The 18,739-nt window shown below is 26.4% G+C and carries 15 protein-coding genes; 13 read left to right on the forward strand and 2 right to left on the reverse strand.

Going from position 1 to position 18,739, the window contains the following annotated elements:
* Positions 1 to 3: 3 nt before the first annotated feature.
* Positions 4 to 789 carry a GNAT family N-acetyltransferase gene (locus IR151_RS02185; protein ID WP_227432772.1) on the forward strand — a complete coding sequence of 262 codons (786 nt, stop codon included), beginning with the start codon at positions 4 to 6 and terminating at the stop codon, positions 787 to 789.
* A gap of 93 nt (positions 790 to 882) precedes the next feature.
* Here IR151_RS02185 and pdaA read toward each other — a convergent pair whose 3' ends face one another.
* A complete protein-coding gene (gene pdaA, locus IR151_RS02190; protein ID WP_227432773.1) occupies positions 883 to 1,707 on the reverse strand; it encodes a delta-lactam-biosynthetic de-N-acetylase in 825 nt (274 codons plus the stop codon).
* A gap of 224 nt (positions 1,708 to 1,931) precedes the next feature.
* Here pdaA and IR151_RS02195 point away from each other — a divergent pair, with 224 nt between their 5' ends.
* Both IR151_RS02195 and IR151_RS02200 read left to right on the forward strand, forming a co-directional pair.
* Positions 1,932 to 5,042 (forward strand): helicase C-terminal domain-containing protein, encoded by a 3,111-nt coding sequence (locus IR151_RS02195; RefSeq protein ID WP_227432774.1) that lies wholly within the window; start codon positions 1,932 to 1,934, stop codon positions 5,040 to 5,042.
* Positions 5,043 to 5,066: 24 nt separating this feature from the next.
* Positions 5,067 to 5,666, forward strand: coding sequence for a viroplasmin family protein (locus tag IR151_RS02200; protein ID WP_227432776.1), 600 nt, complete (start codon positions 5,067 to 5,069; stop codon positions 5,664 to 5,666).
* Positions 5,667 to 5,850: 184 nt separating this feature from the next.
* Here the strand turns inward: IR151_RS02200 and IR151_RS02205 are convergent, their stop codons facing one another.
* Positions 5,851 to 7,974, reverse strand: coding sequence for a peroxiredoxin (locus IR151_RS02205; protein ID WP_227432778.1), 2,124 nt, complete (start codon positions 7,972 to 7,974; stop codon positions 5,851 to 5,853).
* Between the two features lie 264 nt (positions 7,975 to 8,238).
* Between IR151_RS02205 and IR151_RS02210 the strand changes: the two genes are divergently transcribed.
* The 10 genes from IR151_RS02210 to IR151_RS02255 all read left to right on the forward strand — a co-directional run bounded on the left by IR151_RS02210 (position 8,239) and on the right by IR151_RS02255 (position 18,716).
* A complete protein-coding gene (locus tag IR151_RS02210; protein WP_255612780.1) occupies positions 8,239 to 8,487 on the forward strand; it encodes a hypothetical protein in 249 nt (82 codons plus the stop codon).
* A 164-nt stretch (positions 8,488 to 8,651) separates the two neighbouring features.
* Complete coding sequence (locus IR151_RS02215) at positions 8,652 to 10,043, forward strand: UbiD family decarboxylase (protein ID WP_227432782.1); 1,392 nt, start codon at positions 8,652 to 8,654, stop codon at positions 10,041 to 10,043.
* A 123-nt stretch (positions 10,044 to 10,166) separates the two neighbouring features.
* Positions 10,167 to 11,636 carry a VanW family protein gene (locus IR151_RS02220; RefSeq protein ID WP_227432783.1) on the forward strand — a complete coding sequence of 490 codons (1,470 nt, stop codon included), beginning with the start codon at positions 10,167 to 10,169 and terminating at the stop codon, positions 11,634 to 11,636.
* Between the two features lie 64 nt (positions 11,637 to 11,700).
* On the forward strand, positions 11,701 to 12,294 hold the full coding sequence (locus tag IR151_RS02225) for a GAF domain-containing protein (RefSeq protein ID WP_227432784.1): 594 nt from the start codon (positions 11,701 to 11,703) through the stop codon (positions 12,292 to 12,294).
* Positions 12,295 to 12,424: 130 nt separating this feature from the next.
* Positions 12,425 to 13,825: a tetratricopeptide repeat protein gene (locus tag IR151_RS02230; RefSeq protein WP_227855086.1), complete on the forward strand. Its 1,401-nt coding sequence runs from the start codon at positions 12,425 to 12,427 to the stop codon at positions 13,823 to 13,825.
* Positions 13,826 to 14,005: 180 nt separating this feature from the next.
* Positions 14,006 to 14,377 (forward strand): CidA/LrgA family protein, encoded by a 372-nt coding sequence (locus tag IR151_RS02235; RefSeq protein WP_227432786.1) that lies wholly within the window; start codon positions 14,006 to 14,008, stop codon positions 14,375 to 14,377.
* Positions 14,370 to 15,059, forward strand: a complete 690-nt coding sequence (locus IR151_RS02240; protein ID WP_227432787.1) for an LrgB family protein — start codon at positions 14,370 to 14,372, stop codon at positions 15,057 to 15,059. The genes IR151_RS02235 and IR151_RS02240 overlap by 8 nt, the downstream gene beginning before the upstream one ends.
* 511 nt (positions 15,060 to 15,570) lie before the next feature.
* A complete protein-coding gene (locus tag IR151_RS02245) occupies positions 15,571 to 16,437 on the forward strand; it encodes a YitT family protein (RefSeq protein ID WP_227432788.1) in 867 nt (288 codons plus the stop codon).
* A gap of 245 nt (positions 16,438 to 16,682) precedes the next feature.
* Positions 16,683 to 17,492, forward strand: coding sequence for an MORN repeat-containing protein (locus IR151_RS02250; protein ID WP_227432790.1), 810 nt, complete (start codon positions 16,683 to 16,685; stop codon positions 17,490 to 17,492).
* Between the two features lie 159 nt (positions 17,493 to 17,651).
* Complete coding sequence (locus tag IR151_RS02255; protein ID WP_227432791.1) at positions 17,652 to 18,716, forward strand: CAP domain-containing protein; 1,065 nt, start codon at positions 17,652 to 17,654, stop codon at positions 18,714 to 18,716.
* Positions 18,717 to 18,739: the final 23 nt, after the last annotated feature.

Here is an 18,739-nt window from a genome sequence, read left to right on the forward strand (position 1 = left end):
CACTTGATTGTAAAAATAGATAATACTTTAGAAAAAAAATTCTGGCAATATGTATCACATGAAGAAAGTTTAAACTTATTTATAATTGGATATGTTGAAAACTATGGATTTAGTTCTGATTCTCAAAAAGTATGGTCTCAGATAAAAGAAGGAAGTATAACTTCTATAATATTAAAAAATAAGTCAACACTTATAATCTATAGTTTAGAAAATAATTTTGATGTAGAAGAGATGAAAAGCCATATAAAAGGATTAGATATAGAAAGTATAAGTGGAAAAAAGTGTGTAATAGATAGGCTGGTGAGTATATACAAAGATTTTTATGAAAAATTGGATAATAAATTTTGTATATTAAAGAAAATAAAAGAGCTGGAATTTTCTACTATGAATGAATATAGGATAGAAAAGGCATATGAAAAAGACATTGATGAAATAGGAAAACTTTTAAATGAATCAGGATATAAGGTAAGTCCAAATTACATAGAAGCAAGAAAAGAGTACTTAAAAGAAGGTAACGTAAGAGCATATTTCATAAAAGATAATAATTCTATGATTAGTACTGTATCAACTGGTATGGAAACTAGTTTTTTGGCAATGATAGTTTCTGTAAGTACAGACAAACAGCATAGAAAAAAAGGGCTTGCTAGTTATATGGTGTACAATTTAAGTAAAGAACTATTGTCAGAAGGGAAAATACCATGTCTTTTTTATAATAATGAAATAGCAGGAAAAATATATCAAAATATAGGATATGAAGAGATAAATGAATGGACAATGCTTTTTAAATAATTCTAAAACACAAAACTCCATCAAGAATTAAAGTATTTATAAATAGATTTATTTTTACTATAATTCATGAGGAGTTTTATTTTAATTAAAATGTTATTTTTTACTGCTTAAATAGTCAAGTGTTTTAAGTTTGTAACCTTCTTTTTCCCAATGTGTAAGTACTTCATCCAATATCTCAGTATTAGTTGAAGAATTTGGATGTAATAAAACTATTGCACCAGGATGTGTTCTAGAGTAAATTTTGTTTTTAGCAAACTCATGAGTAGGTTGTTTCTTTTCATACCAATCTACATAAGCAAAACTCCAAAATATAGATTTATAACCCAAGTCTTGTGTATATTTTAGAGATTGTTCACTAAATTTACCCATTGGTGGTCTAAAATATTTAGGCATTTCTTTTCCAGTAACATCTTTATATGCTTTTTCTACACTTGTAATTTCTTCTTTGAATTTTTCAAAATCTGTAATCCCAGCCATTGATGGATGACTTTTTGAGTGATTACAAACCAAATGACCTTCTTTTTCCATACGTTTTATTAAATCTGGATTACTTTTTATATAACTCTCAACTACGAAAAATTGTGCCTTTGCATTGTGTTTTTTTAGTGTATCTAACAACTTTGGAGTGTTCCCACTTTCATATCCAGCATCAAATGATAAGTATATAACTTTTTCATTAGGGTTTCCTACATAATATGAATCATATTTCTTAAAAAAATTGGCTTCTTTTATAGGTGATGGTTGTTTACCATCCTCTCTAGGATTAAAATACCAATCATATTCATGTGTATCAAGTGTTGGACTAGAAATTTGAGTTTTTGTTTTATCTAGGGATTTAAAGTTCATACTAGCAATTCCAAAAAGTATTAAAGCGAATGCTCCTATCATAATGTATTTTTTCAGGCTATCTTTTTTCACAATGTCACCTCTTATTTAAAATTTCAAGTAAATCTTTCTTATAATATAGTTTGAATATTTATAGTTAAAAATATTCATATATACAAATAATAAATTAAAGAAGTTTCTTTTAAGATATATAAAATAACATTAATTATCTTAAACAAAATACATTATAAATGATAAAATATAAGGAGCAATTATTGTGTAGAAGTGAAATTGGTTTAACTTGAAGGGATAAAAAAATGAATAATATAATAAGTATATTGAATGATGTTGTTTTTTTAGATATAGAAGTTAGTGGAATAGACTATTTAAATTCAGAAATTTTAGAAGTTGGAGCTGTTAAAATTAAAGATTGGAAAGCTGAGACATATCAATCGTTAATAAAAAATAAAGCTGAAGTACCTATAGAAGTATTCTCTCTATGTGATAATCTTAAAAAAATTGATTTAGAAGATGCTTTTAATCTAAAAATGGTAGAAGAGGAGTTAAGAAATTTTGTAGGAGATAGTCTGATTATATGTCATGATTTAAGTTTTAAAATAAAGTTTTTTGAGTACTATATGCCAAAGCTAAAAAATAAATTTATTGATTCAATTGAGTTGGCAATTATTTTAGAGCCATATCATAAGGATTATAGTTTGGTGTATTTAAAAAGTATTTTAACTAGCGATAAATCTGAGACCAAGAATAGAGCTTTATCAGATGCTATTAATACTATAAATATTGTAAATTCTCTTTTAATAAGATTTAATAACCATGAGAAAACTAATTTAGAGCCATTAAGTTTTAAAATAAATTCATATCTAAATAAGTTTAATCTTGGAAAATGGGAATGGAGTAAATTTTTAGAAGAAGCAAACTATGATTTATCTCATGATGTAAGTATTATAAAAGAACATGAGGAGTTTAATCCAAAAGAAGAAAATATAAAAGAAAAAGAAACTTTAAAAATTTTACGTGAGCAAGAAAAGAAATATGAAGAATTATTAAAATATAAGCATATATGGGAGAGTAAAGAGGGATTTACATATGAATATAGACCAGGTCAGTATGAGCTTACTAAGGCAATACGAGAATTGTTTAGAAATAATGAAGATGACGAAAAAATTGCGTGCATAGAGGCGCCAACAGGGATAGGAAAAAGTGTTGGATACTTATTGCCAGCTATATTAGAAGCTAGAATTAATAAAAAAAGATTGCTAATTTCTACTGATACAAAAGAATTGCAGATACAATTGATAAATAAAGATATTCCAAATGTGTTAAATTCTTTAGGGTTAAATGGTAAAGTAAGTTATGGATATATAAAGGGAAAAAACAACTATATATGTATAGATAGATTAGAAGCATATATAGCAGATTATGAGTCTCAAGAACCTACTAAAGAAGAAATATTATCTTTAATATTTTTAGAAAGATTAGTTGAAGGTGGTAAATATGGAGATATAGAAGAAATAAATTATTGGGTGTTGGATAACTTCAAGGAAATAAATACTCACTTAAGAAATATAAGTTGTGACCCAAACATGTGTAAACCTAAAAAATGTAAAAAAGATTGTCTATATAAAAATAGGACAGAAGAGTTAAAAGATGAACATATAACAGTAATAAACCACTCTTTACTGGCTAAATGGCCATATAAAGATGAAAAGCCTTTAGAAAATATAATAGTAGATGAGGCTCACAATTTAACTGAAAAAGGATATGATTTTTTTTCAAGTATCATAAATTCAAAGTCTTTAAGATACTTATTGCAAGAAATTTATCCTTATGAATTTATACAAGATAGTAGTTTTATGTATAAAAAAACTAATACAAACATGAAGAAAATAAAGGCTTTTGATAAATTCTATCATATATTAAAAATTGAAAGAAAAGATAAACAAAAGATTGCTAGGAGTATAAATCTTATTATTGAAGAAATAGATTCAATATTAGCATTTGGCAATTGTAGTGAATATGGTAATGTAAGCAATTATAACCTAAGATGGGAATTAAATTTACAAATAGATGAAATTGCAGGAAAAATAAAAAAAGATGATATAGATACTGAAGTTAGCTATAGATTGTATAGTGAAAAGATAAAACTAAGTTGTGAAAAAATAATAAAAAATTTAGTTTCAATAATAATTGTAATTTGTAGGAATATTGATGATGATAGTATAGATAAAGAAACAGATATATATAAGTTTGGAAAAGCAAAGACAAGAGATTTAGAGGATATAAAAATTGTTTTTGAAATTTTCTTAGAGTATGATGAGAATGATGATTATGCAAGAATAGTTGAAATTGAAAAGAATTATAATGATTTTGAATTTAGAGTAGTTCCATTAAAAATAGCAGATTTATTTGAAGAAAATATTTTATCTCAGCTAGAGAAAGGAATATTTTTATCAGCAACCTTAAGTTTATCTCAAAATATGTCTTATTTTAAAACTACATTGGGAATAGATAGGGTTAAGAATATAGAAAAAATTATAGAACCAATTTTTGATTATAAGAATATGGTTTCTGTAGTAGCGTTTTCTGATATTTGTGAGTATAAAAATGCTGAATTTCCAAATGAAATAAGTAAAATTATATCGAATATATCATGCATTACAGAAGGGCATATGTTAGCTCTTTTTAATAGTAAAAATAGACAAGAAAAAACTTATGATATATTAAAAAAATATTTGCATGGTTTAAATTTAGAAATTTATGCTAATAAAAAAGGTGTTAGACATCTTAATGATTTAAATAGAAAGTGTGTAGTACTTGGCTCAAAAGGATGTTTTGAAGGTGTAGACATTCCAGGCGATGGTTTGGTATGTGTAACTTTGGACAAGCTTCCTAATTTAAACCCTAAAGACCCTTTGTATTATACTATAATGAAGAAGTATAATATAGATTATTACAGTATAAATTATCCCCAGATGACTATAAAAGTAAAGCAAGCTATGGGAAGACTTTTAAGAAGTAAATATGATTATGGATGCTTTGTGATTTTTGATGTTGGCACTAATATAAGCACATTAAAAAGACTAGAGCAAGATTTGCATGGTTGTAAAATTTTAAAGATGAATAGTAACGATTTTTATACTTATGCAAAAAAACACTTAAATAAATCTAGAAGCCTAATACTAAAATCTGTTATATTTGATACTATAAAAGCATTACAGGTCAATACTAAAATAGAAAATGATGAAGTTGATAAAAATACTATAAAAAAAGATATCAATGAAAATATAAGGCAAAGAGCTGTAAAAGGAGAAGTATATCATATAGATATTGAAAACAAAGATATGAGAGTAAAGTATTTCGATAAAAATTATCTAATAAATCTAGATATATTTATGAGAGAAACATAAAAACTAATGGTGGGAGTGATATATTTGGCAAAACAAAAGTTTTATGCTGTAAAAAAGGGCAAAAAAATTGGAATATATGAGACATGGGATGAGTGTAAAAAACAAGTAAATGGATTTTCAGGAGCTGAATACAAGAGTTTTACTACATCACAGGAAGCAAAAGAGTATGTTTATGGAGCAACAAAACCAACATTTAAAGAAGATGAAGAATTTATAGAAGCATATGTTGATGGTAGTTATGAGCATTCAATAAAGATGTATGGTTCAGGTGTTGTAATTCTAAAGAAGAATGAAGTTATAAAAACTTATAGTAAAAATGGAAAAGAGCAAACTTTAGTAGGTATGAGAAATGTGGCGGGTGAGATAGAAGCTTCTAAAATTGCAATGCAGTACTGTATTGATAATAATATTCAAAACCTGATTTTATATTTTGACTATGAAGGTATTGAAAAGTGGTGCACTGGAGTTTGGAAAACAAATAAAGAAGGAACTATAGCATATAAAAACTTTTATGATAGTATCAAAACTGAGTTAAATGTCAGATTTATGAAAGTTAAAGCGCATTCTGGAAATAAATATAATGAAGAAGCTGATAAGTTAGCCAAAAAAGCTATTGGTATATAATTAGGAATTAGCATGCTATTAAAAAAACATTGACTTATAACCAAAAAAGCAGGATTGTATTATAATAAGATAAGTTTCTGATTTCAAAATAATTGATATTATTATCAATTAAGTAAAACTCATTTAATATAATGCAATCTGCTTTTTTATATGTCAAAAGTATAAAATTTTATATTATGTCTAATTAGAATTGACCATAAAGACCTTCAAGTTCTTCTTTTAACAATTCAGGGTCATTTATACCAATAGACATAGTTCTAGCTAATATATTTGCCTGGTCATAAGTTGATGTCCAAGAGAATACACCACCTAAACAGTTTCTAAGCACATATTGAGTTTTTAAGAATATAGATAATGAATCATCATATGACATTGCAAATTCTCCATCTTTAACTAAATATGGAACCTGAGCAACTCTATCAAATCTATATTCATATCCATTTTTATTTATATAATCTTTTCTAAGTTCATCATAAGTTCTTGTTATAGTGGCACCTAATCTTCCATAAAATGGAAGGCCAAGAAGGATTTTTTCAGAAGGCATTCCAGCATTTTCAAGGTTTCTAACCATTGCATCAACACTATATCCTGGTAAGGATAAGTCTGAGTCAAAAAGGTTTGCCTGATGTTTTCTGCCATTTGGCCCTGTTTCACCTGCTGTGAAATCATAACTCATAAGATTAAAATAATCTATTATTGGAGCTATTTTATCTATTTCAGCACTTGAGTTTATATATCCCATATCCCCTGTTCCAGCTACACTAAGCCATTTCTCATCTCCTATAACGTCTCTTATAGCTGTTAGTAAAAGTGTGAAATTTTCTCTATCTTGAGGTCTCGATTTTATACCAGCTGCACTACTTCCAGGATATTCCCAGTCGATATCAACTCCATCTAAAGCATATTCATTTATCATTTGATTGACTTGTCTTGCAAAGTTATATCTGGATGTAGGCGTTAAAGCTGCATCGGAGAATCCTTCAGCTCCCCAACCACCAATGGCTACAATTACTTTTAAGCTAGGCTTTTCAGCTTTAAGCGCAAGCAATTGGTTTAGGAATCTAGGATAAGGAATAAATAAATTACCATATTGGTCTATTTCAGCAAATGCAAAAATAACTGCATCTAATAACTGAGCATCTACATTAGTTGGATTACCAAGAACATATTCCATTACAATAGGATTTATATCTGGACAATTTATATTTTCAACTATTGGATTATATGGGTCATTTATTTGTGGTCTAACTAACTTCTTTGAGTCTTTTAATGTTTTCATAGCTATTTTTTTAGAATTTTTTTCACTTGTATAATCATAGTTTTTATAATTTTGTTTATAGAAATCCTCATAGCTATTATCTTCTTTATCGCATTTATCATAGCTATTATCCTCTTTACTACATTTATCGTATTTGTATTTTATTTCATCACAGGATTTATCTTTAAGTTTATCCTGTTTGGAGTTATGAATTTTGTTAGTATTTTTAGTATGTTTTTGTTCACAATCACAACTATCTTTAACATCCTTATTGTATTCTTGTTTATGGTCATGAGATTTGTTTATACACTTAATATTTTCTTGTTCGTAATCATTTTCAATATTTTTAGTATGTTCTTTTTTACAACTGTAAGTATCATCAATATTTTTAGTATATTCTTCATCTGTGTAATTATCTGGCACAAAACATAAGTACCAATCCATACATGAATACTTTTTATTACAACTATTTACTCTATTTTTTAACTCTTTATAGTTTTTAGGATATGGCAAGATAACAGGCATTCCAGGGAACCAGTTTGCAGGAGTAACTACATTATCTCTATCACTAGTTTGAAGAGCATCTACTATTCTAAGTATTTCTGGTATATTTCTTCCTGTAGTCAATGGATAATAAAGAATAGTTCTTAATATTTGATTATTATCTATAATAAATACAGAACGGATAGTAGATGTATCACTCATTGGTTTTGATATCATGCCATATAATTTGGCAATTCTCATATCTCTATCTTCTATGATAGGGAATGGGATTTCTACACCTGTAAGTAAAAACATATTGTACATCCAAGCTAAATGAGAGCTATTGCTATCAACACTTAGGCCGATTAATTCTGTATTTCTTTTCTTAAATTCATCATAATATTTAGCAAAGCATAAAAATTCAGTAGTACAAACTGGTGTAAAATCACCAGGATGTGAAAATAAAACAACCCAATTACCTTTGTAATCAGACAGTCTAATAGGGCCATCTGTTGTATTGGCTTTAAAATCAGGAGCCTTGGATCCTAAACTTGGCAAATTTGGCATGTAAATCACCCCTCAATAAATTATCATTTATTTCATTCTATTAATTAGCACAGATTAGTGTTACTATTTTATTAAAATGAAGGAATACTAATGTCAAAAAAAGATATTTATTAAAAATATTTAATATTTTCGTAATATAAATGACAATAATAATTGCTATTTTTTTACTAATTTGGTATAGTAATGGATAAGGGGTAGTGTCAATATTAGTGATTATACGAGGTGATTGGATTGAAAAAAATTCTAAGAATTTTAGTTATCTCCATGATGATATGTTTTGCAATGACTTTTGCATTAGTATTAATAAATTCAGTTATGGGAGTACATGTAGGATTGGATTATTACTTTTTAATGGCGAGTGTGCTTACAGTATGCTTGACTACAGGAGTTGTTTTATGCAATGCTAGAAAAATATTTGCTAACAAAACTATACATACAACAAGAATGAAAAATGTCAGTGCTAATAAAAAACAAAAAAGTCATTCTAGGGATATAAAGAGAAAGATATCATAATTTATGTAAAGGAAATATTTATGTATAAAATAATGATTGGTAGGTAAAATAAAAACACGATTTAACTTGTGTTTTTATTTTTTTTCAGGAATTATGATATAATAACCAATAAGAAATTTAGTTTATCATAAATATAAATATTGCTAAATAGAGAGGGAACTATAATGAATTTTAGAGATTTATTTGAAAAAACTGTAGATTTTATTGATGAAAAAAGAAAATCTATAGTAGCAGTTTCATTATCAGCATTAGGCATACTTGTTTTAATCATAGTATTTTTCTTAAGTAGTAATGAATTTAGTGTAGGAAATGAAGCAAATGAGTTGTTAAAAATTGTAGAGAAAAGACAATACTCTATTGCTGTGGATTACTATGCAAGTGTAGATAAAAAGTTTTCTGATTCAAAAATGGAAAGGTTTAATAAATCCATTTCTAAAAAAATAAATAAATTATTATTAAATAGTGGTGACAAATATTTAGATGGAGATATAAGTCAAGAAAGTTTTATTGGATTAATAAATACAGTAAAATCATTAGATAAAATAAATATAAATGTAGATGATTTAATAACTCAAGCTAATAGAGTTGGAGAAATGTATAAAGAAGAAAATATTACTTACAATGTGGCAATTTCTTACATAAATACTATTTCAATTTTAAATGGTATAGGTGGCAACTTAGATGTATACAAGCAAAATGTAGAAACAATTAAAGAATCTAGAGATGTTTATGACTCTGCAGTAAAAGACCAAAAAGTATATAAATATTATGATGCTATTGAAAAATATAATAAAGTATTAAAAGAAGACGAAAAATATTACAACCTAGCTCAAAACGCTAAAAAACAATGTGTTGAAGAAATGTATGATTACTATATAAGTAAAGCAGAAGAAGCAAACACTTCTGGTGATTATGAGAAAGCATTACAGTATATAGACTATCTAAAAGAAGACTATTCAGACGATGAAAAGGTACAAAGTTTAGAGAAGAAATATAAAAAGAATTTATCATTGTATACTTTAACATCTGATGACATTATAAATATAATCTCTAAAAAAAGTGGGAAAGAAAAGGCAAATCTATCTATAAACTCACTTCCACAAATGGTAAAAAACGATAAATACTATTATGCTGAGGTATATGAGTATGATAAATTAATAAATGAAGTTTTAATAAGTGCAAAAACTAAAGATTTATATTCATATAAAGATGGTAAAAAAGATTATAAGGTGGACTATGGAGAAGGATATTTTAGAATATTAGAAGATGGAAGCTATCAATTTGGTATTACTAAATATAAAGCTAAATTTGTGTTGACTAATACTCTTGATGAAAAAGAAAATAAATACAAAAAGGTTGATATATTGGATATAGAAAAAGCTGATAAATATGTAAAAAGTAAAAAAAGTTTAGAAGAATTATTTGGAAAACAAAAAAATATTTATTATTATGCTGTAGTAAACAAAGGTTTATTTAGAGGAAAAGAAGTTTATGCTATCAACATATACAATGAAAAAATATATTCTATATCAGAAAAAGGATTGAGTGAATATTAGTTATTTATATTGATAATGTTAAATTATTATATAATTAAAAAGTTTTTGGGTTTTTAAGGCACATTATGTAGTAATATAATAGTAGGTGTATATAAATAATTTTATTGTAAGGAGAAGTAAGGGATGATTAATGTGAACAAAAAGCTAGTTATAGCTATTGGAGCTGTAGCATTATTATTAGTAATATTTGTAGGTATAATGTGTATGCAGTTTAAAGGGGAGAAAATAGCAAAAAACACATATGTTAATAGCATAAGTGTTGGAGGATTAACTAAATCTCAGGCTAAGCAGGAATTAGCTAAAAAATACAATTTAGATAATGTTGAATTTAATTACAACGATAGAAGTTGGAAAGTTAAAAGTCAAGACCTAAATTTATCTGCTGATTTGGATAAAACTGTAGAAAATGCATATAATTTAAATAGAAAGAATGGTTTCTTTAGCAACCTATCAAAAACTATTTCAGCAAATTTTGGTAAAAAGAGTAATTTAGTAGTAGTAACAAATTATGATAAAAATAAGTTAAAAACAGAAATGGAAAAAATAGCTAAAGAAATAGATGTAGAGGTAAAAGATGCAACAATTGATATAAGTAGTGATAAGGTAAAGGTTGTACCAGATTCTGATGGCCTTAAAATGGATATTTCTAAGAGTATGAATAGTTTTGACAGTCAGATTAAAAAAGGAAAGTATACAAATAAGTTAGTGGTAAAAGCTACTTCAGCAAAAATAAAAAAAGAGCAACTTGCTAATATAGACACAAATTTAGGTAAATATGCAACAACATTTAAAACTTCTCAGGTAAATAGAAGTATAAATATAAAATTAGCAACAGATAGTATAAGTAATATTTTACTTATGCCAGGAGAAACTTTTTCGTTTAATGAACATACAGGAAAAAGAAGCAAAGCGAATGGCTACAAAAGTGCTCCTGTTATAGTAGAGGGAGAAATGGAAGAGGATTATGGTGGAGGAGTTTGTCAAGTTTCATCAACTCTATATAATTCTGTTTTATATGCAGGCTTAGAAATTACTAATGTAAAAAATCATACTATACCATCAAGTTATGTTCCAAAAGGAAGGGATGCCACTGTTGCAGACAGCGGAATAGATTTCTTATTTAAAAACAATCTTAAGCATCCAATTTACATAAAAAATTATGTTTCAGGAAATCAAATTGTTTGCAATATATATGGAAGTGCAGAGGATAAACAAAATATAACAATATCAACAAAATTAGATGGAGTTTCACAAACTACAATGAAGAGGGTCAATGATTCTTCAATGCCTAAAGGAAAAGAAAAAGTAGATAAGAGTGGAAGAAATGCATACTCTGTATCAACATATAGAACATTTAATGATGCAAATGGCAAGAAAATTAAAACTGAAAAAATAGCTAATTCATATTATCCTAAGAAGGAAGGTATTATATTAGTTGGAACTATGGAACCAAAACCAGAAGAAAAGCCAAAGACAGATGAAAATAAAGATAATCAAAATACAAATAATCAAAATACAGATAATAAACCAAAACCAGAAACACCACCAACTGATAATAAACCTAGTGAGACACAACCACAACCACAAGCTTAAAGTTCTCAAGAATAGGATTTATGTAGAGTATTAAAAAATATAAATCTAAATAGGAGGGATTACTTTGAATTTAAATAATATAACTAATTACGTTCAAAGTATTTGCGAGAATATTTCTAATGTGTTAGATGTAGATGTTACTTTAGTTACAAAAGATTTGACTAGGATAGCAGGAACAGGAATATTCAGAGGTAAAATAGGAGAAACAATATCAGAGAAATCTGTGTATTCTCTTGTTTTAAAAGATGGAAAATCCTATGTTATAAATAAGGAAATAGAAGAGAACTGTAATAAGTGTGCAAATAGAGAAAACTGTAAAGAGTTAGCAGATATATGTACTCCTGTTAAAATGGGAGAACATATACTTGGAATATTGGGTATAGCTGCATTTAATGAAGAGCAAAAAGAAAAGATACTTTCAAAAGATAAGGAATTAACTGCTTTTGTAAGGAGTATGTCTGATTTAATATCTTTTAAATTGGATGAACTATACAAACAAGAGGTTAAGACTATGGATGACCTTGAAAGAGAAGCTATAGAAAATGCTATCAAAAAATATGGCAGTAATACAGAAGGAATGAAAAAAGTAGCAGAAGCATTGAATATAGGTATAGCTACTCTTTATAGAAAAGTAAAAAAATTCAACATTAAAAGTTAGTAATATTGTAAAAAAGGTAACCTTTTCATAAAAAGAATTGGATTACCTTTTTTATTGTGAGAATAATGGCAAAAAATGTATAGTTTTGACTTGACATATTAAATATGTTATCTTAAATATATATTTTGAAGTGGAGGTGATTATTATTTTAGTAAAAGATATAAAACAAGATATAGAAAACATGCCTAGAAAAATTTTAGATATATCTTTGATAGAAGAAAATAAAAGCGATTTAACTTTTTTTAACATAGAAGAAGAAGATGGTGATGAGACACTAAAAGCATTAAAACAAAGCTATGTGACTACTAATTATAAAGAAGAGACTCTTTTAAATTTACAAGGAGCTTTGAAGTCAAAGTCAGATACAACATCAAAGGAGTTAAAATTAGAATCATATAAAAGGTACAATAATGCATTGGACTTAGCGTATAAAGACTATATAACTAGTGCTGTTAATATGGTAAATAAAGCTTTAGAAATAAATCCTAAAGATATTGATATATTAAATCTTAGAGGGCTTCTAAAGTTATTAAAATGCGATTTTGCTAAATCATTTGAAAGTTTTTATACTGCTCTATGTTATGAAAATAATCATATATCAAGAAAATATGTTAATTTAATTTCATCTGAAGATTTCAAAACATTTTTAGGCAGATACAATCATTCTATAAGGTTTATAAATGAAGAAATGAATTATGAGTCAATACATATTTTGGAGAATATAGTAGAGGAAGAACCACAACTAATAGAACCATATGTAATCTTATCTTTATTGTATGATAAACTAGGTAATGTAAAAAAGAGAGAAGGATATTTGGATAGACTCAAAGAGATAGATAAAGATAATCCAGTATTTGAAAAAGAAGAAGAGAAACCAGAAGATACAAGTAAAAAAGAAGAGGAAAAACGAGTTAAAAAGAAGAAGAAAAATAGCTTACCATATATTATATTTGCTTGTATTGTAATTGCAATGGGTGTATATTTTATTCAAAGTAAAAAGAGAATAGAAACCTTGAATAATCAGATAAGTAAGAAAGATGAGAAGTTAACTGAAACTGATAAAAAACTGGGTGAAACAAATAAAGAATTAGAAAAAACAAATAAAGAGTTAGATGAAGCTAAAAATAAAGAACCAGAAAAAGAAATCACTGTAGCTAATGAGGAAGACTTATACTATAAGGCTTTAGATTTAAAGAAAAATAAAGAGTATGAAAAAGCGATAGATAGTTTCAAAAGTATAGTTTCCTCAGGAAAAACTAAAAAATACATTTCTGAATCAATATATCAATTAGCAATAACAAATAAAGCATTGAAAAATAAGGATGAAGCTATAAAGTATTATAAGAAGTATATAAATACGTATACTAAAAATGACCAGTACTATGATGATTCATACTATGAGTTAGGCATGCTATATTATGATAATGGAGATTTAGAAAATGCAAAAAAAACTTTTTATAGTTTAAGAAGTGAAGTTCCAGATAGTATGTATAACAATTCAAAAATAAAAGAAATTTTAAGCAAAAAATAGATTTATATAATTAAGTTTTTTGAAACAACCAAGTATGTATTTTATTAAATTAAAATAAAAATAAATTTAAAGAGAGATTGTATTAAATCATAACTTTCTATTTGAAGAAAGATATTTGCTTGTTTATAAGACTACAAATATATGGTTTGAAACAATCTCTTTAGTTTTTGGAGGTGGAAAATGAAAGTTTTCAATCAATTAGTAATAATTTTATGTATATGGGTAATAGGAGAGTATATAAGTTCATTTATACAAAGTGTTATACTTATTCCTGGGAGTATAGTTGGTATGCTATTATTATTCCTATTGCTACAATTTAAAGTGTTGGATTTAAGCAGTATAGAAAATATAAGTGGATTTTTCCTTGATAATATGGCTGTATTTTTTATACCAGCGGGAGTGTCTCTTATAAAATCACTAGACCTAATAAAAGAAAATGTATTAGTACTTTTACTAGTTATATGTCTAAGTACATTAGTAGTAATGTACACCACTGGAATTATAGTGGAAAAAATGATAAAAAAGAAGGAAGAAGGACAAAAGAATGTATAATGTATTACAAACACCAGTATTTGGTATAATAGTAACAATCGTGTTTTTTAATTTAGGGAGATACATTCAGCGAAAAACAAATAATCCTATATGTAACCCTATGTTAATTGCTATTGTAGGAATCATATTATTTCTAAGCATAACAAAAATTCCGTATGAAAATTACAAGATAGGAGCAGATAGCATAAATTTCTTTTTAGGACCTGTTACAGTAGTGCTTGCAGTTCCACTTTATAAACAGTTTGAATTATTTAAAAAGCATATGCTTGAGATTGTTATAGGAATAGGTTGTGGTATAATAATTTCTTTTGCATCTGTATTAATAATTGGTAAAATAGCTAATTCAGATGTAAGTATAATAAACTCACTTATTCCAAAATCTATAACAACACCAATGGGAATATCTTTAGCAAATTCTTTAAATGGTGTAGAGTCAATAACAGTAGTAGCTATAATTTTTACAGGTATTTTTGGTGGGATGGTTGCTTCAACTGTATTTAAACTTGGAAATATAAATCATCCAGTTGCTAAAGGAATTGCACTTGGGACATCAGCACATGCTCTGGGAACAACTAAAGCTTTTGAACTTGGAGAAGTAGAAGGAGCAATGAGTGGAGTTTCTATTGGGGTTTCTGGTACGATTACAGTAATATTAATCCCAATTATAATGAATTTTATGTAAAAATATAAAGTAACAATAGGCGTCTTTGAATACTTAAAACAAAATAAAATAAAAAAATTTTAAAGTAAAAACTGAATGAAAAAATTGCAAATAATGAAATAAAAAAATCATGTACTGAAATTATAAAAATAAAAATTTCATTTAAAACTTAATTATGAATAAAGAATTATATGGTTAAGTTTACTAAAATACTATAAAAATAAATATTTAAGAAAAAATACTATAAATTTACTATATTGCAAGTTGCATAATATATAGTATCATATTGTGCTAGAAGAATTTTAATTTGGAGCATAAATGAGAGAATTTAAGTACTTTGAAATTTTGGAATATAAAAAAATGCACTAGACATATATATAAAAGATACTATAATAGATGATGTAATAGATGACAGTTCAAGAAACTCTATGAAAAAATTTGCTTGAAATATTATCTATTACATCAGTAATAATATATATAAAAGTAAGTTTTTAAAATTCTAAAGATTTATAAGAATTGAAGGGAGAAAGAAATGAGTGAAGTTAAGAATACCCTACAAAAACATCCAGCTTTAAGATATTCAACAATGCTACTGGGGATGTTGATGACATCTATAGGAATAAATGGGTTCTTAAGACCAGCACATCTATTAAGTGGAGGTGCTACAGGTATAGCAACATCTATAAACTATTTGACAAATATCAATGTGGGTCTATTAACATTTTTAATCAATATTCCAATATTTATTTTAGGTTTTATATACCTAGAAAAAGAATTTTGTATTTCAAGTTTATTAAATATGATTGTATTTTCATTATTATTAGGTGCAACTCAGGAAGTAAGTAATATCATACCTATCAATGATATATTACTTCAAAGTGTGTATGGAGGTATATTATCTGGTTTAGGAGTTGGTATTGTATTTAGAACTAGGTCTTCTCAAGGTGGTACAGACATTATAGCTGCAATACTAAAAATTAAGAAAAATATAGAAATGAAAGATACTGCTTTAGCAATAAATGGTTTGATAGTACTTACAGGAAGCTTTTTATTTGGTTTAGATTTAGCATTATATACTCTCATAGGATTATTTCTAAATGCATATTCAATGACTTTTATTAAAGATGCAATGAATTATCAAAAATCTGTTATGGTAATGTCAACTGAAGTCGATTTGATAGCAGAAGACATAATGAGAAGTTTAGTTAGAGGTGTAACTTTCTTGGATGCAGAGGGTGCATACACTCATCAAAAAAAGAAGATTATATATACAATAGTTGCATCAAGTGAGATACCAAAGATAAAGGATATAGCTTTAAAATATGATAAAAAAGCATTTATATCTGTAAATGATGTTACAGAGGTAAAAGGAAGAGGATTTAAAGCAAAAGACTTATAAACTATAAAAATATAAGCTGAGGGTTTGTAATATGTAAATTTATATATTATAGTCCTCAGCTTCTTTTATTTAAAAATATAATAAATATGGTTTATTTACTATTTGTGTATCACTTTAAAAGAGGTTATTTTAAAATTAAAATTGAAAAAATTACTCAATGTGTAGAAAACATGACCAGTATTAGGATATAATAAATTTAATAGATTTAATAAAATATCTATGAATAACGTTGGAGGAATGGCATTATGAATTTATCTAAAGAATATGTTGATTTGTATGATAATTATTTAAAATATATAAATGAAGTAAATAAAGAGATTAAGAGCATAAAAAATATGAAAAAACGTGTTTTAAAAAAGGGTGATTTTGCATCAGAAAGTGAAGTCTTGGAATTAGAAGGAAAAACAATTCGTGATATAGATGATGTCGATACAAAAAAGCCAAAAAACAAAATATATAAATTTTCTAATGGAGATGTATATGTAGGAAAGTTTTTAGAAGGAAAGATGGAAGGTCAAGGTTCATATACTTTTTTTGTTGATGAAGGAACTGATATGGAGTACATAGGAGAATTTAAACAAGATAAAAAAAATGGAAAAGGAAATTTTGTATTTTCAAACGGTAATGAGTATATAGGTTATTTTGAGGAAGACATGATGAATGGCATTGGGAATATGCTCTATAACAGTAAAGATGAATATATTGGAACTTGGAAGAATGGCAAAAAAGATGGAAAAGGCATTTATAAATGGAATGATGGATGTATATATGCAGGAGAATTTAAAGGTGGAAAGATGGAGGGATATGGTATTTGTTATAATAGTGAAGGAGAAATACTTTATGAAGGAGAATGGAAAAATAATTTGATTCATGGAAAAGGAACTTACATATGGTCAAAAGGAAAGAAGTATGTAGGAGAGTTTATGCATGGTAAAAAACATGGTCAAGGTACTTTTTATCTAAATAATGAATTAGTTTATGAAGGAACTTGGAAATTTGATAAGCCATCTATCTTTGATAGAACTTTAGATGAAATATTTTCATTAAGATTGTAGCTTTATCTATTAATAGGTAAAGCTTTTTTATAATACTTATTAAATAAAAAACATATAAAGAGATGTTAATAGGATTTAATTAGTATATATTATCAGTATTAATACATGATAATGTATATATTAGAAATTTTTAGTGAAGCTTTTTAAAGGAGGAATATATTGAAAAAATTAATTGCTTTAGTATTAGTAATACTTATTGTTTTATTTTATAGTCCTGAATTATTGAGAGAAGTAGATGATTTGAAGGAAAAATTTTTTCAAAGCGAAATATGGAATGAGTTTTTAGATAAAATAAACTTAAGTGATAATTCAAAGAAAAAGGAAGATGAGAAAAATCAAAGCTCACAACTAAATAATAATGGAGAGAATAATTTAAACGAGACTAATATAAAAAATTTTGAAAAACTAAATTTAGGAGAAAACTTAAATCAAGTTTTAGCTAATATTGGAAAGCCTGGTAGAATTGATACTAGTGAATATGGATTTGACTGGTATGTATATAATCAATATGGAAAAGATTTTGCAATGGTTGGTGTTGAAAATGATGAGGTAGTTGCACTTTACAGTAACTCTATGAACTCATGTGAAAATCAAGATATAAAAATAAATCAAGATAGACAAACAGTAAGAAACAAGATTACTCCATTAAAATATAAGAAAAAAGGAAATACTAGATATATAATAAATTCAGAAAATCAATATGATATAATAAATAAGGAAGGTAAATATATTACAATTTTCTACGATATTCATGAAAAAAATAGAGTTTGTTCATATTTAATAATTGATAAAAGTACAGAAGATGAGTTCAAAGAATTATATCCAACTGATAAAGAAGAACTTAAAAAATGCTTTGAATTTGAAATTATAGACCTTGTAAATAGTGTTAGAAATCAAAGAGGATTGAATTCACTAAGATACAGTGAGCAAGCCACTTTAAGTTCAAGAAAACACAGTGAAGATATGAGAGATAATAATTTTTTTGACCATATAAACAAAAAAGATGAAACTCCTTTTGATAGAATGAAAAGAGAAGGAATAATATATACTTCAGCAGGAGAAAACATAGCAGCAGGACAGATTAATGCAATATATGCACATGAAGCTTGGATGAATTCAGAAGGACATAGAAAAAATATTTTGGGGAATTATAATAATATTGGAGTTGGAGTAATATTTGGAGGAAGTTATAAAACGTACTACACTCAAAATTTTTATAAATAACTAAAATATTTGAAAGGAAGTTT

This window comes from Clostridioides sp. ES-S-0006-03, assembly GCF_020662275.1.
Taxonomy (GTDB): domain Bacteria; phylum Bacillota; class Clostridia; order Peptostreptococcales; family Peptostreptococcaceae; genus Clostridioides.